Raw genomic sequence first — 15,822 nt, 5'->3', positions numbered from 1 at the left:
AAGGAGAAAAAATACAATGTCTCAAACAGCAGAAAATACATTTGGTGAGTTCCGTAATTATACTGATAGTAAATTTCAAGATCGAGTCGAGAGAACTTATCGAGAAATGCATATCAATCAGAATCCTGATTATGTTGGGCAAATGAAGAAGAAGTACTTTAAACTTGAGCTGGGTAATATGGATGTTTATGAAGTATTTAAACTTCTTGAAGATGTTCATGATGAAAGTGACCCTGATAATGATCTACCACAAATAGAACATGCATATCAAACAGCTGAAGCATGTCAAAATAAGTTTTTGAAAAATGATTGTCAAATCAGAGAAAATGCTTTAATTAGGTCACTATTTAGAGATCATGAATGGCAAAGCCTTCCTAAAGTTTGGCAAGATTTTTATACAGAAAAGCAAAGTTTAAGTAATCTATATAGTCATATTAAAGACTGGTCCTGGTTCCCATTAGTTGGCTTTGTACATGATTTAGGTAAAATCATGACATTACCAAAATATGGTCAATTACCACAATGGTCAACTGTTGGAGATACTTACCCTGTTGCTTGCCCTTTTGCTAGTGCAAATGTTTTCTCTCATAGGGAATTTTTTAAAGACTCTAAAGATTACGATAAGTATAACTCTCAATCACAAACTCATTATGGAAAATATGAAAAAGGATGTGGCTTTGATAATGTTGATATGAGCTTTGGACACGATGAATATATTTATAAAGTTTTTGAACAAGGTAGTGATATACCTTATGAAGGCTTATATCTTCTTCGTTATCATTCTTTCTATCCATGGCATACTCCACAAACAGGTGGATTAGCATATCAAGAGCTTGCTAGTGAAAAAGATTGGTTACTATTACCTTTATTAAAAGCTTTTCAAAAAGCTGACTTGTATTCAAAATTGCCAGAACTTCCACCCAAAGAAGTCCTAGAGAAAAAATATACAGCCCTGCTAGATAAGTGGGTTCCTAAGAAAAAAATAAATTGGTAATATCCTCTTCTACCTTACAAACATTTAATCTATAAGTATTTCTAATAATGTTATCCTAATTAATACCAAAGCATTTTGATATTGATTATGGAATTGAGAAAAAAAGATATCTTTAATTACGCTTTTATTGCCCTACCTGTAGCATTTGCAAGTATTCCTATATATATCTTTTTACCTGATTATTACCATACAAATTATGCGATAAATCTAACATTACTAAGTATTGTATTATTTATACTTAGATGTTTAGATGCAATATTAGATCCTTTTATTGGTTGGTATTGTGATAGATTTCATAAACTAAGTAAGATAAGCCTAGTCATAGTTATACTTGCATTTATAATCGGTGTGTATATTATGTGTGTACCTATATTTTCTAATAAAATATTGAACCTCACAATAGGTATATTCTTATCAACATTTGCTTTTAGCTATATAACAATATTCTCTATTACAAAAGGTGCATTGTGGTTAAAAGATGACAATAGTAAATCAATAATAATTGGTGCTAGAGAAATCTCAAATATTATTGGTGTTTTAACTGCATCAGTATTATTATCAGTATTTTTAATCTACTTACCAAGCCAACAAGGCTATTTTCTCTATGCAATTGTCTCAATTATTTTGATAATTATCTCTAGTATATTTTTCTTTAAATGGTTAGACAAAGCTAGCCTAATGGATAATGACACGCAGAAAATATATAGTTTTAATATAAAGAACTACATCAGCCATTTTGATAAGCAAGGTATTTTATTATTTATTGTATATACAATAAGTGCTGTAGGTTCTACCCTGCCAGCTGTTACATTAGTTTTTTTTAGTAAATATGTTTTAGAGACTCCTGATTTTACTGGCGTATATCTTTTTACATATTTTTTAGGAGCTATTGTATTTATTCCTATTATAAAAAAATTAGCCTTAAGATTTGGGATCTTGAAAATTTGGGCTATAGTATTAATACTTTACGCTTTAGTTTTTTCTTTTGTATTTTTTTTATCTACAGGACAATTTATAGCTTTTACACTAATTTGCTTATTTGCAGGAGCTGGATTAGCCGCAGAATTAATACTACCAAGTATATTATTAGCTAAATGGATAGATAGCTACCCTGAACGTAGAGAGCTTGGTAATGGTTACTATGCAATTTTAGCTTTTATAGGAAAATTTAGCTTTGCTATAGCAACTATTATTACTTTCCCAATTATTAGTTATTCAACTCCTGAAAATCTTGATACTATTCTAAGATTAATTTACTGTATATTACCTTGCCTTGCTAAAGTTTTAGCAGCACTAATAATTTTACTTTTTTATAAAAATACATTCGGTGAAAAATAAATCATAAATCACTTTGAATATAGAGCCTTGCTGCTGAAAAGTCATAAATTGACTTAGTATCTTTTAACTCCTTAAATCCTAAAACACAAACCACTCCTAAGAATTTACTTAAGGATCCTATATTTGCTGAAGTTGCCTTAAGGTTAAGTAACTGTAATCTCTTTTGATAAAATGTATTTAGAGGATTAAGTGTAAGACTAGCAATGCTAGTATTAGCGACTGTAAGTGTTCCATCTGTTGCCTTAATTGTCTTTTTAGAGGTAGTTTTTAGACCAATACTCTTAGTATAATCATCAGATACCGTAAAATCTGAAGTTCCTGTATCAAGTAAACAATTCACTGGAGAATTTTTATTAAATGCTATAGGTATAACCTGATGTTGTGAAAGTAGTTTTGTTAGATTAATTAATAAATAATCATTAGCTTGTAGTTTCTGACCTATTAGATAATGATCTTTAGGTGTTATCTGCCTAGTACTTAGATATATATTATTATTAGAGAAGTTAAATATAGCGTTGTATTTCTTTAAAAAATTAGTCCCTATAACAATAGTTGGATATTGCTTTTTTTTAGGTTGGTTAGTGATCTTAGCTTTGACATTTTTTAAAATAATATTACCGATTTTTATTTGTTTCAAAATGACACTATGATTGATACTTGATTGCCCAGTCATATTTTTTGAATGATTTAAACTATTGTCTTCTTTAAGCTTAAGCTGTTTAACAGAACTATTAAAAATACTTACTCCATTAGAGCCTGTATCAAACAAAATATAAACTTTATTATTATTAACTTTTCCTATTAAATATGGCGCATGATACTCTTGGTCATTATCGAGTAAATTAAATTTCTGATAACCATATTTTTCTGTTAAATAGTTTCCTAAATCTTCTGCTTGTAAAGTGTTAACCAATAGACAAAAAATAAAAGATATTATAATTTTCATATCATTCTATTAATAATTCAATTTATTAGATAATAATACATAAATTACTGTTTAACAATAATTACATATTGAATAACAATAATTATTTATATAATATGTAGTTAGAATAATTATATATAGAATAAAAGGTAGACAAATGTATAACTTTCAAAAAAAGAGTAAGTTCTATAAAATATTCTTTAAAGCAATATTTTTAATAATAATAATATTAGTTCCTTTATTTTGGGTTTGTGTACAGACAAGCTTTGATCTTTTTAGCTCTATTGGAGTTTCTCAATCATTTACAAGTTATATTTCTCATGAACTTTCGCTAACTACAAGAATTTTTGCGCTATTTGTAAGTTTAATCCCTACCCTTGCAGTTCTTAACATTCTTGAACTACTCATAAGATTATTTACTTGTTATGAAAACCTTGAAGTATTCTCATCTAAAGTAGTCTCTATCTATAAAAGTTTAGGCCATGCTTTAGTGTATTGGTTTATTGCTAAACTAATTTATAGCCCACTAATTACTCTAACGTTAAGCTATAATAATCCTGTTGGAGAAAGATTTATTGCCATTAATATAGATATTCTAAATATCTTAGCTTTAATTACAGGAGCCATTGTTATAACTATAGCTTCTGTGATGCAAAAAGCTAAAGAAATTTCTGAAGAAAATGACTTAACAATTTAAAAGGTATTTTCAAAATGACAATAAAAATAAATTTAGGCACTATAATGGCAGAAAAAAAAGTTCGTTCAAAAGACTTAGCTAAGGCTATTGGGATTACAGAGCAAAACTTTTCTATACTTAAAAATCAAAAGGCTAAGGCAGTTAGATTTTCGACTTTAGAAGCTATTTGCAAATATCTAGATTGCCAACCAGGAGATATTCTTATATATCAAGATGATAAAAAACTAGATTAATAAGTTCTGCTGTTTATCAGAGCTTAAATTTTCTGGGATTTTTAACTTAAAGTGATTGTACGCTATTAAAGTAGCTATTCGTCCTCTTGCTGTACGCATTATATAGCCTTGTTGAATCAAATATGGCTCAATAACATCTTCAATCGTACCTTTTTCTTCACTTAATGCAGCAGCCATTGTATCTAAACCTACAGGGCCTCCACCAAACTTCTCAATAAGCGTCAATAGATATCTATGATCCATATGATCAAAGCCCACGGGATCTACTTTTAACATTGTTAAAGCTTTGTCAGCTATCTCATAGTTTATTTTTCCAGAACCTTTTACTTGAGCATAGTCTCTAACTCTACGCAATAGTCTATTTGCTATTCTAGGAGTTCCTCTTGAGCGTTTTGCTATCTCGTGAGCACCATCATCGGTCATATCCAATTCAAGTAGCTTAGCTGAACGATAAACAATCTTTGCTAAATCCTCAACAGAGTAAAACTCTAAACGCTGAATAATACCAAATCTATCTCTAAGAGGCGATGTTAATAAACCTGCTCTTGTAGTAGCTCCTACTAAAGTAAATGGAGGTAAATCAATCTTTATTGATCTTGCAGCTGGACCTTCACCAATCATTATATCAAGTTGATAATCTTCCATTGCAGGATATAAAATCTCTTCAACAACTGGACTTAAACGATGAATCTCATCAATAAATAAAACATCATTTTCTTCAAGATTTGTTAAAAGTGCTGCTAGATCTCCTGCTTTTTCTAATACAGGGCCACTTGTTTGTTTAAGCTCTACGCCCATTTCATTAGCTATAATATTTGATAAAGTTGTCTTACCTAAACCTGGAGGACCAAATATAAGTGTATGATCAAGAGCATCATTACGAGATTTTGCAGCCTCGATAAATATTTCCATCTGCTCTCGAACTGTCGGTTGCCCCTCATACTCAGATAAAGTCTTTGGTCTAATGGCTCTATCTATAACATTTTCATCATTACTCTGAACAGTATTTGCTGAAATTATTCTATCTGTTTCAATCATATCTTAATCTATAAATTATAGGTACTTACACTAAAAGTATAACACTGTTATTATATTTTATCGTAAAACTATTGAGCTGTATAACCACCATCTATAGGAATCAAGCCACCAGTCATAAATTTACTTTTATCACTAAGTAAAAAATACACTAAGTTTGCCACCTCTTCTGGCTGTGCAATTCTCTGTAAAGGAAATTCTTGTTCTTCACCTTTATGAGCTTGTTCAAATGATATGCCTTCATTTTGAGCATATTCTTGTATAAGATTTCTATAAAAATCTGTATCTACAGTTCCAGGGCATACTGCATTTACACGGATATTATATTTAGCTAAATCAATGGCTAATGACTTTGTCATCTGAGCTATAGCACCTTTACTTGTTGTATAAGCAAAACTATTTGATTTAGCAACAAAACACTGATCAGAACCATTAAATACAATAGAAGCACCCTGACGGATATTTTCTTTTAAACCTTTGATTAGATAAATATTAGACCAAACATTCACATCAAATACTTTTTTAATATCTTCTATTTCAATATCAAAAACTGATCCTTTGATTAATACTCCTGCATTTAGAAAAATACCATCAAATGAAATATCCTTAACACTAGATACAACTTCTTGAATATCTTGCTCTTTAGTCAAGTCAGCTTTGATAAATTTAGCATTATCTTTATTATCTGGTTCTACACAATCGACATTAAAAATATTACTATTTTCATCTTGTTTTAATATATCAATAAGAGCCTTTCCAATTCCATTTGACCCTCCAGTAACTAAATAGTTTGGCATACTGTATCAACTAAAAAATTTTCTTATGTAAATAATAGCGGATAAGCTTTGAAAAAGACAAATATTTTGTCTAAAATCTTAATTATTATTCCACACATTTATACTAGGAGAAAATAGTGGATCTAAAAGAATTTAAACAAATAGAACTTTCTCACTTTAACGATGCTAAATCTGTTGAATACCTTGATGATGATGTAAATCAATTATTATATTTAGACAGTCCAGCTTTAGAAGTTTTTAGAGACTACAAAAAACACAAAGCTTTAGTTGTACGAGGAGACACTCACCTAAAAGATGTAAAATCTAAACTAATAGATAATCATAAAGATTTTACTCTAGTAACTAGTGCATCTGGAAAGGTTACAGGAACTATTGCTTTGCACTATATAGAAGGACAAGCATTACAAGAAAGAGCTAGAGATACTGGAGTTAAACCTGCCGATTTAACTGCTGATGATGCAAAATTACATATCTCACAAGTAAACGTAGTATCTTATTCAATTATTAAGGGAGCTAAGATTGGCCATATATTAAATACTCTAATACACTCTGCTTACCACCATATAGTTGTTTATGATAAAAATGACAATGGTGAAAAATATATTCGTGGCTATTTCTCATTACCATTTATTAGAAGAGAATTAGGTATAGATGTTTCTCATGTTTATCAAAAAGAAGGAATAGGCAGTATAACGCGTTTCTCCTAATAGTTAGATTTTCTTAATTAACATAATTCTTTATTACTTTATAAAACTCTTTTGCTACAATGGTATATCCTTTTGCATTAGGGTGAACAGTATCAACCATTAATTTTTTATTACCAAACAATCCATCAAGAACATTAGGAACAAGCAAGCAACCATTATCTTTAGCAAATATAATATAATCATCTGCATAATCATTTGAATAGTAAGGAATATCTAAACCACCGATAACAACAAGTGCTCCATTTGCTTGCAAAATATCGACTATTTGTTTAAGATTATCAAAAGCCTCTCCAGCAGGAACTCTCTTTTTAAGGTCATTACCTCCTAAAGTTATAAGGACAATTTTAGGATCTTTATCTAATACACTATTAATTCGCTCTAAGGCTTGTTGTGTTGTTTCTCCAGATATTCCCATATTAATTATAGGCTGATTAATCATCTTAGACAGTTGCGATGGATAGTTATCTTTTTTATCAACTCTATAGCCAGCTGTTAGACTATCCCCAAAAGCAACTATAGTTTTACCTTTAGGCTGACTATTGATAATATGCCAGTTGTTATAACTAGTTGAGAAAAAGATAAAGTAGATTAAATAAATTACAATACAAGCTATCGCAGCTATAATTATTTTTTTCATTTACTTATTTATAGTAAAGTAGCTTTAATATAAGTATAAGATATCTATATAATTTTTAAATTAATTATTTAGAATGATATCAATTTCACTAGATATTTTTTCAAAAGAAATATTACTTTGATCCAATAATAAATCTTTTGTGCCATGATTTAAAAACTGATCTTGAAGTCCAAAATTTCTTATAGTTAAATCTTTATTTAAATCTTTAGCTACTAGATATTCATTGACAGCAGAACCTGCCCCACCCGCGATAGAGCTTTCTTCTAAAGTTAAGATTATTTTATGTGATTTACAAACAGTATCTATAATTTGCTCATCAAGAGGTTTTACAAAACGCATATCTATAACTGTAGCATTATATTTATCTGCAATTTGCTTAGCTATTGGTAGCAAAGTTCCAAAATTCAATATAGCTATTTTAGAACCTTCTCTAACTATTTTTGACTTACCTAACTCTAAATCTAGTTCATCTGTAATTTCAGCTCCTATACCTGCACCTCGTGGATAGCGTACCATAGCTGGACCATTATACTCATAACCTAAATCAAGCATATGATGAGCTTCATTTTCATCACTAGGTGTCATTATCACATGATTTGGAATACAACGCATAAAGGATAAATCAAAGCTACCATCATGTGTCGCGCCATCTGCACCAACTAGACCAGCTCTATCAACAGCATATAAAACATCAAGATTCTGTAAAGCAACATCATGAATAACTTGATCATAAGCTCTTTGTAAAAATGTTGAGTAAATAGCTACAACGGGTTTTAGTCCTTGACAAGCTAAACCTCCAGCAAATGTCACAGCATGCTGTTCTGCAATAGCAACATCAAAATACCTATTTGGATATTCTTTGGAAAATTTTATCAAATCAGAACCTTCTTTCATAGCAGGTGTAACACCTACTAAACGCTGATCTTTAGCTGCTTTTTGACAAATCCAATTACCAAAGATATTTGAATATGTTGGTTTTGAAGCTTTAGCACTACTCTCTCCTGTATGAAAACTTGGTGCTACATGATGAAACTTAATAGGATCTGATTCAGCCTTAGTATAACCTTTACCCTTTTTAGTTATTATATGTAATAGTTTAGGCCCTTTATGATCTTTTAAAATTCTTAAAGTTTTTACTAGCTCATTTACATCATGACCATCTATAGGTCCGACATAATAGAAACCTAAGTCTTCGAAAAAGTTTGCAGGAACAAACATTCCTTTTGTTTGAGTTTCAATTTTTTTGACAAATTCAAACATCGGAGGAATATTTTTTAAGACTTCTTTACCCTTTTCGCGGATACTGTTATAAAAGCCGCCTGAAATAATCTTACTAAAATGTGCAGAAAGTCCGCCAACATTATCAGAAATAGACATTTCATTATCGTTCAAGACAACTAAAACATCTTCTTTTATACCACCAGCATGATTTAAAGCCTCAAATGCCATACCGCCTGTAATAGCTCCATCACCAATTATAGCTACAGTATTAGATGATTTTCCTTTTAATCTATCACCTATTGCCATACCAACAGCGGCACTGATAGAAGTACTAGAGTGCCCTACACCAAAAGTGTCATACTCACTCTCACTACGTTTTGGAAATCCAGATATGCCACCATCTTTTTTGATAGTCACAAGCTTATCTTTTCTTCCTGTAAGAATTTTGTGAATATAAGTTTGATGTCCAACATCCCAAACTATATTATCATGTGGTGTATTGTAGACATAGTGTAATGCTACCGTTAGTTCTGTAGCACCAAGACTACTAGCAAAATGACCGCCACTAACATCAAGAGTATCCACTAAAAAGGCTCTCAGCTCTGATGACAAATCCCTAAGCTGTGTTTCAGGAATATACTTTAGATCTTTGGGGGTGTTTACTTTATCTAAAATTTTATATTTTGACATAGTATAAAAATGTTCACCTAATTCAAAAGTATAAAAATATATACTAATTAAACTTTTATTTTATATTATGGGAGTTTATTTATTCCCATTCAATAGTTCCAGGCGGTTTACCTGTCACATCATAAACAACTCGAGAAACTTTTTTTACCTCATTCACTATTCTATTAGAAACTAAAGATAGGAAATCATAAGGTAAATTTGCCCATGTTGCAGTCATAAAATCAATACTCACAACAGCTCTTAAAGCTATTACATATTCATATCTACGCTGGTCTCCAACTACACCAACTGACTTAACTGGTAAGAAAACACCAAAAGCTTGAGATATATCTTGATACAAATTATGATTATATAATTCTTCTGTAAAGATAGCATCTGCTTTTTGTAAAGTTTCTACATATTCTTTTTTAATTTCACCTAAGATACGCACGCCTAAACCAGGACCTGGGAAAGGATGTCTGTAAAGCATATGATATGGTAAGCCTAGACCTAAACCTAATCTACGTACCTCATCTTTAAAAAGCTCTCTTAAAGGTTCTAAAAGCTGTAACTTCATCTCCTTAGGTAAGCCACCTACATTATGATGAGATTTGATAACATGAGCTTTTGACTTATTGTTACCAGCAGACTCAATAACATCACTGTATATAGTACCTTGAGCTAACCATTTAGCGTTTTCAATCTTTGCAGCTTCTTCATCAAAAATATCTACAAAGAGTTTACCAATAATTTTACGCTTTTGCTCAGGATCACAAGCGCCTTCTAAAGCTTTTAGGAATCTCTCTTTTGCGTTTACACGGATAACATTAATATCCATATGCTCAGCAAAAACTTCCATCACTTGATCGCCTTCATTCAAACGAAGTAAACCAGTATCAACAAATATACAAGTTAATTGATCACCTATAGCCTCATGTAAAGTCGCAGCTACAACAGATGAATCGACACCTCCTGATAAGCCTAAGATAACTTTATCAGAGCCAACTTTCTTTTTGATCTCAATAACGTCATTTTCAATAATATTTTCAATATTCCATAAAGTGTCACAACCACAAATATTAACAACAAAGTTTTCTACAATTTGTTTACCATTTTCTGTATGAGTTGTCTCCGGGTGGAACTGTACTCCATAAAAAGGCTTAGTCTTATGGGCTACTGCTGCTACAGGGGCATTTACTGAAGATGCTATTATTTCAAAATGCTCGCCAGTTTCTGTAACTTTGTCACTATGACTCATCCAAACTAACTGTTCATGTTCTAAATTAGAGAAGATATTATCATCAGAGCTTAAAATATTAATTATTGCTTTACCAAACTCACTTTGATCTGAGCCTTTGACCTCGCCACCATGTTGCATAACCATGGTTTGCATACCATAGCAAATACCAAGAACAGGAATCCCTAAATCAAAAACTATTTCAGGGGCCTTTGCATGAGAATCATAAACAGATTCTGGACCTCCAGAAAGAACTATCCCTTTTGCGCCATACTCTTTGATAAATTCATCATCAATATCGTGAGGAAAAATCTCACAAAAAACGCCTACCTCTCTGACTCTACGAGCAATAAGCTGCGTATACTGTGAGCCAAAATCTAAAATCAAAATTTTATGATTATGTATATCTGTCATTATTTTTTCTAAAAATAAAGAAATGATTGATGTGTTATTTTATCCTAAAAGGACTTAATTGTAATTAGCTTTTGACAAGAAAAAATGATTATTTAAATACTTTTAAGATTCTCAACCTCTGACATAACTCCTTGTATATTTTTATGGATAGTTTCTGTCGAGGCTTGCGTAGCAATAAATACTATTAAAAATAAGGCACTAACTATAGTCACAACTAAGTTATCATATGGAAATGTAATCAATTTTAACTCATGAATATATGAGATACTCCATAAGCATATAATATAAGCGCAAACAAACCATGTTTGTTTAAACACTTCAATAAAATGATTGCGCATAAAAACAACCCAATAAAAAATACAAGCTACAACAACGAGTATAACTAAACATAATAAATTAAAGGTACCCGACCAATATATAAAATATGTACAAGATATAAATCCTAAATACCCAAATAACTTATAAAAAGGTAACCTAAATCTTCTCTCTATCTCAGGAAATTTATCTCTAAAGATAATCAAAACTACTGGTCCTGATAAACAGCTAAATAAAACTAATGATGATAAAAAGTTTACTAAAGCTGTCCATGTCGGAAATTGAAACAAAAAGATCAAACCAACAAAAAAGTTAATCCAAATACAAAATATTGGCACATGATTTTTATTTAATCTTGTTAAAACTGATTTTTTAAAAAACTCTAATCCGAATGCTTGAAGAATCCTACCAGTAACTGCGGTATAAACATTACCTGTACCTAATGGTGCAACCATAGCATCTATAAACAATATAGTATAGATAATATGTAAACTAAATAAGCTCAACAAACCTAGTAAAGGAGCAACACCTCCATCAAAACCTTTTACCGACCCAGGTATGCAGAACATAAAAAGCAACGATAAAGATATATACATTGTCAAACCAACTACTACAGGAGCTATTAATGATAGAGGAATTGCTAATTTAGGATTTTTCGCTGAGTTTGCTACGATTAGCCCATTTTGAAAACCAGAAAAAGCAAAAGCTAAACCAGAGCCTGTTACAGCTAATAAAATATGCTCAAAATTAACAGTAATATGCGAAGTATTAGTATGATAATTCTTAAAAGATCCATAAAAAGTTAACATTCCTACAGCAATAGCTATTGGTAAAAAAATCTTCCAAATACTAACTATTGAATTAATCTTAGCAACGTTTTTAAGTTGATAAGTATTTAAGTATGTCAAACCTAGCATAATCAAAAATGCAAGAGTTACTCCATAATATGATAAGAAAACTCCTGTAGAACTTGAGTCAACTAAGTTTGGAAACCAAAATCCTAAATACTGAACAACTGACTGGGCTTCTAAAGGTAAATAGACCAAATAACTTACCCATCCTAAAGCAACAAATAAAAAACCCAAAGTTCGAGAATGTGTAATCCTTAAAAAACGCATTGCTCCTGAGACTATCGGTAACATAGATGCAACCTCGGCAAAACACAATGCTACAAGTAAAGTAAGAAGAGCTGTAATGAACCATGAAATTATAACACCTTGACCAGCAGTCTGGAAACCATAATATGGTGAGAACAACCAACCACTGCCAATCATCCCACCAGTCGAGATAAATATCACAGCCATTGTAGATAACTTTTTCATATCAAATATTTAAATATTTTGTACTTAGATATCAGTATAACTAATAGATTATAAAAGTAACACAAATGAAGTAGCTGTTATTAATCTTCTTAAAACAACACTTGACTGATCAAATTAATCAAACAATCTCATTATCTGACGCTTAAATTGAAAATCTGGATATTCTACTCCTACAAAATATAAGCCATGTGCTTTTGCTGTTTCTGCTGCTTTCGTCCGATCTTTTGCATCTAAAAGCTCTTTTATCCATTCTGGTGACTGTAAATCTAAGCCTACTTTTAGTAGTGATCCTACTAGATTTCTAATCATATGATGTAAAAAAGCATTTCCAACTACTTCAAAAACTATAAACTTACCTTGTTTAATAAATTCAGCTTTTTGAATATTTCTAAAAGATGTATTAGACTGACATTGGGATGATCTAAAAGAACTAAAGTCTTGCTCTCCTAAAAGATAATTACATGCTTGATTCATCGTTGTAATATTAAGCTGGCGATTTTCCCATAAGCAATGCTCTGCAAAAATAGGTGAGCTTATAGTAGAGTTATATATAATGTAATTATATGTTCTATTTATTGCTGAAAATCTAGAATTAAAATCATCATTAACTTCTTTTATATCTAATATTTTAATATCTTTAGGCAATAAAGCATTAGCGCCTCTTTGCCAAGCACTTAAAGCCCTATCAGCATCTGAATAAAAATTGACAACCTGTGAAGTAGCATGTACACCAGTATCTGTTCTGCCGGCGCAAATTACTTCTATATTATGATTTGCGATTTTAGATAAAGCTTTTTCTAACTCTTCTTGAACACTAGGAGAATGAGACTGCCTTTGCCAACCACAATAATTTTTCCCAAAATATTCTATTTGTAGTAAGTAATTTTTCATAATTTATATCTCTGTACACGACAAAAAAAGTTGAGTTAGCTGACTAAAGCCTTATATATTCATTATTTGGAACAGATGAAAAAGCACCTTAATCAGCTAACAGGAAGTTTATCTAAAATATTTGATTGGCACAAGTCAAGAATAGATTGCTTTAGCAATCTATTACTTGGACTAATATCAGCTCAAACTGTTAATCTATCGAAGATAGCTAGATACTTTAAAAATAATAATCTGATAGAGTCAAACTATAGAAGAATCTACCGTCTTGAAAATCAAGCACTAAATTGCATATTTTGCTTAACCATAGCATTGAGAGTTACAAGCATTTTTCTCATAACAGCAACTATAGCAACCTTTTTGATTTTACCATTTTCTAATAAACGATTATAAAAATCCTTCATCCTAGAGTTAAACCTAGTAGCTACTAATGCAGCCATATACAATGTTTTGCGTACTTTAGAGCGACCATACTTAATTGCAGAATAGCCGCTTTTCATACCACTCTGATTTGTAATAGGTGCTACACCAACTAAAGCAGCTATTTCTTTATTGTTAATTCTGCCAATTTCAGGTAAATCACATACAATACAGCAGGCAGTATTTGCACCAATACCAGGCATCGATGTTAATATGTCAAACTTGTTAGCTAGTACTTTATCTTCATTTATGATTGCCATCATGTGTTGCTCTATTTTCTCTATCTCTTTCTTCAGGTATTTAAGCATTCTTTCACTCGATGATTTCAAGATTTTATCTTTAACCAAACCTAAACGACAAGCCTCTTGATGATGAGTCTCTTTAAGCTGACCTAGGCGAGAGCTTAGTGCATTCAACTCTAGATCTTGATCGCTAGGTAAGCCTCGTATATCATCGTCTTTAATAAACGCACCATAAGCCTTTAATACTTTTGCATCTATAGCATCAGTTTTTGCTAAACATCCCATGGCTTTAGCAAATGAAACCACCTTGTTAGGGTGAGCTATGTGGACTTTTATGCCAAAGCTTTCTAAACATTTTGCTGGCAGAACTTCATAACCTCCAGTACTTTCTAATACTGCTAAAACAGCTTCGTTTTCTTCAAAATGCTTTTTTATGAAAGAGTTGATGCTACTCTTTTTCATGGCTATACGCTTAACTTTGCCTTTATCGCCATAGCAAACATCTATCCACTTTTTTGATATATCTATTCCTAAATACTTTATTGTTTTATCTGTCATGTTTGGTATCCTTTTTATTAGGCTCATAATCGCGGGATTGTACATTCGGTCTTTGATGACCTTTCTACCGTTCGCGTTTTAAAGTCGTGATTGAGATGAGCTTTTTGATTCTCACGGTTTTCAATAACCAATCCAAGGTCAAAGTCTCATCTCTTTCTTATATTTTATCAAGGATGATAGAATACAAGATTAATCACTGTTTATAAGATACAATCCAAAACTTCTTCAAGGAAGTAGAGTTTGATATTAATGATATAGCCCAATTCAGTATACAACATCTTTTATCAACTAAAGATAAATTATATCTAATTCTTGATAGGACAAACTGGCAGTTTGGAAAAACAGATATAAATATTCTAGTTCTATCAGCTGTGTATGAAGGTATAGCAATACCATTATATTATGATTTATTAGATCATAGAGGTAATTCTGATTCTGGATTTAGAATAGATTTAGTCAAAAAGTTTATTGCTAAATTTGGTAAACAACGTATTGGTTGTATATTAGGAGATAGAGAGTTTATAGGTCAAGACTGGTTAAGTTGGTTAGAATCTCAAAGTATTGATTATGTTGTTAGAATCAAAAACAACCTTATGACAACTAACACTAGAGGTTTCAGCGCTAAGGTCTCAACACTATTTGATGACTTAACTGTTCATGAGCATAAGGATCTTAGAGATCAAAGAAGTATTTGTAACCAAAGTGTTTATCTATCTGGCACTAGATCGCATACTGGTGAACTACTTATTGTAGCTAGTAATTCCAATAGTATAAAGAGACTGATACCTATTTATGGTATGAGGTGGGAGATTGAAAATTTATTTCAAGCTTTTAAGGGCAGAGGATTTAATCTAGAAGATACTCATTTGACTGATACTAATAAAATATCAAAGTTAATAGCTTTGATATCTATAGCCTTTGTATGGGCTCATAAGGTTGGAGAGTATAAAGATGCTAAAATAAAACCTATTCCTAGAAAAAAGCATGGAAGGTTGCAGAACTCTTATTTTAGGTATGGTTTGGATATGATTATTAATGCAATTCAAAAGATAGCTTTCTCTGTAAAAGACTTTTCTCTTTGCTTAAGAGTACTCAATAAAACAAATAAGGAACTCAAAATATGAAAATCATCGTGTACAGAGAATTTATATATATAAATAATATAAATGAGTA

Annotated in this window: 15 protein-coding genes and 1 pseudogene; 7 read left to right on the top strand and 9 right to left on the bottom strand. The window is 31.1% G+C overall.

Going from position 1 to position 15,822, the window contains the following annotated elements; all coding sequences use genetic code 11:
* Positions 1-16 precede the first annotated feature (16 nt).
* On the top strand, positions 17-994 hold the full coding sequence (locus tag F7310_RS04800) for an inositol oxygenase family protein (RefSeq protein WP_072712183.1): 978 nt from the start codon (positions 17-19) through the stop codon (positions 992-994).
* Between the two features lie 87 nt (positions 995-1,081).
* The gene (locus F7310_RS04795) at positions 1,082-2,332 is read left to right on the top strand and encodes an MFS transporter (RefSeq protein WP_072712182.1); all 1,251 of its coding nucleotides are present in this window, start codon (positions 1,082-1,084) and stop codon (positions 2,330-2,332) included.
* Between the two features lies 1 nt (position 2,333).
* On the opposite strand, the gene F7310_RS04790 is transcribed toward F7310_RS04795, so the two are convergent.
* Positions 2,334-3,278: a retroviral-like aspartic protease family protein gene (locus F7310_RS04790; RefSeq protein WP_072712180.1), complete on the bottom strand. Its 945-nt coding sequence runs from the start codon at positions 3,276-3,278 to the stop codon at positions 2,334-2,336.
* Positions 3,279-3,414: 136 nt separating this feature from the next.
* Between F7310_RS04790 and F7310_RS04785 the strand changes: the two genes are divergently transcribed.
* Together F7310_RS04785 and F7310_RS04780 are read left to right on the top strand one after the other, a co-directional pair.
* On the top strand, positions 3,415-3,954 hold the full coding sequence (locus F7310_RS04785) for a DUF2975 domain-containing protein (RefSeq protein ID WP_072712179.1): 540 nt from the start codon (positions 3,415-3,417) through the stop codon (positions 3,952-3,954).
* 14 nt (positions 3,955-3,968) lie between these two features.
* On the top strand, positions 3,969-4,187 hold the full coding sequence (locus F7310_RS04780) for a helix-turn-helix domain-containing protein (RefSeq protein ID WP_072712177.1): 219 nt from the start codon (positions 3,969-3,971) through the stop codon (positions 4,185-4,187).
* Here F7310_RS04780 and ruvB read toward each other — a convergent pair.
* Positions 4,179-5,225: a Holliday junction branch migration DNA helicase RuvB gene (ruvB, locus tag F7310_RS04775; RefSeq protein WP_072712176.1), complete on the bottom strand. Its 1,047-nt coding sequence runs from the start codon at positions 5,223-5,225 to the stop codon at positions 4,179-4,181. The genes F7310_RS04780 and ruvB overlap by 9 nt on opposite strands.
* A gap of 68 nt (positions 5,226-5,293) precedes the next feature.
* On the bottom strand, positions 5,294-6,019 hold the full coding sequence (locus F7310_RS04770; RefSeq protein ID WP_072712174.1) for an SDR family NAD(P)-dependent oxidoreductase: 726 nt from the start codon (positions 6,017-6,019) through the stop codon (positions 5,294-5,296).
* Between the two features lie 116 nt (positions 6,020-6,135).
* Between F7310_RS04770 and F7310_RS04765 the strand changes: the two genes are divergently transcribed.
* Positions 6,136-6,726, top strand: a complete 591-nt coding sequence (locus F7310_RS04765) for a CBS domain-containing protein (protein ID WP_072712173.1) — start codon at positions 6,136-6,138, stop codon at positions 6,724-6,726.
* A gap of 13 nt (positions 6,727-6,739) precedes the next feature.
* Here F7310_RS04765 and F7310_RS04760 read toward each other — a convergent pair whose 3' ends face one another.
* The 5 genes from F7310_RS04760 to truA form a co-directional block, all read right to left on the bottom strand.
* Positions 6,740-7,363 (bottom strand): arylesterase, encoded by a 624-nt coding sequence (locus F7310_RS04760; RefSeq protein WP_072712171.1) that lies wholly within the window; start codon positions 7,361-7,363, stop codon positions 6,740-6,742.
* Between the two features lie 60 nt (positions 7,364-7,423).
* Positions 7,424-9,274, bottom strand: a complete 1,851-nt coding sequence (dxs, locus tag F7310_RS04755) for a 1-deoxy-D-xylulose-5-phosphate synthase (RefSeq protein ID WP_072712170.1) — start codon at positions 9,272-9,274, stop codon at positions 7,424-7,426.
* A gap of 79 nt (positions 9,275-9,353) precedes the next feature.
* Positions 9,354-10,904: a glutamine-hydrolyzing GMP synthase gene (gene guaA, locus F7310_RS04750; RefSeq protein ID WP_072712168.1), complete on the bottom strand. Its 1,551-nt coding sequence runs from the start codon at positions 10,902-10,904 to the stop codon at positions 9,354-9,356.
* A 92-nt stretch (positions 10,905-10,996) separates the two neighbouring features.
* Entirely contained in the window at positions 10,997-12,541 is a 1,545-nt protein-coding gene (locus tag F7310_RS04745; protein ID WP_072712166.1) for an APC family permease, read from the bottom strand.
* Between the two features lie 114 nt (positions 12,542-12,655).
* Positions 12,656-13,432: a tRNA pseudouridine(38-40) synthase TruA gene (truA, locus tag F7310_RS04740; protein WP_072712165.1), complete on the bottom strand. Its 777-nt coding sequence runs from the start codon at positions 13,430-13,432 to the stop codon at positions 12,656-12,658.
* 75 nt (positions 13,433-13,507) lie between these two features.
* Here truA and F7310_RS10470 point away from each other — a divergent pair.
* Positions 13,508-13,690: pseudogene (locus F7310_RS10470) on the top strand (IS4-like element ISLpn9 family transposase); the annotation flags it as partial.
* Positions 13,691-13,704: 14 nt separating this feature from the next.
* On the opposite strand, the gene F7310_RS04730 reads toward F7310_RS10470, so the two are convergent.
* The gene (locus F7310_RS04730) at positions 13,705-14,649 is read right to left on the bottom strand and encodes an IS110 family RNA-guided transposase (RefSeq protein ID WP_072711322.1); all 945 of its coding nucleotides are present in this window, start codon (positions 14,647-14,649) and stop codon (positions 13,705-13,707) included.
* A 212-nt stretch (positions 14,650-14,861) separates the two neighbouring features.
* On the opposite strand from F7310_RS04730, the gene F7310_RS04725 reads away from it, so the two are divergent.
* Positions 14,862-15,773, top strand: coding sequence for an IS4 family transposase (locus F7310_RS04725; protein ID WP_084645155.1), 912 nt, complete (start codon positions 14,862-14,864; stop codon positions 15,771-15,773).
* Positions 15,774-15,822 lie beyond the last annotated feature (49 nt).

Source organism: Francisella uliginis (assembly GCF_001895265.1).
GTDB classification, from domain to species: domain Bacteria; phylum Pseudomonadota; class Gammaproteobacteria; order Francisellales; family Francisellaceae; genus Francisella; species Francisella uliginis.
The sequence above is the reverse complement of the archived record's forward strand: the minus strand, read 5'-3'. Positions and strand labels throughout refer to the sequence as shown.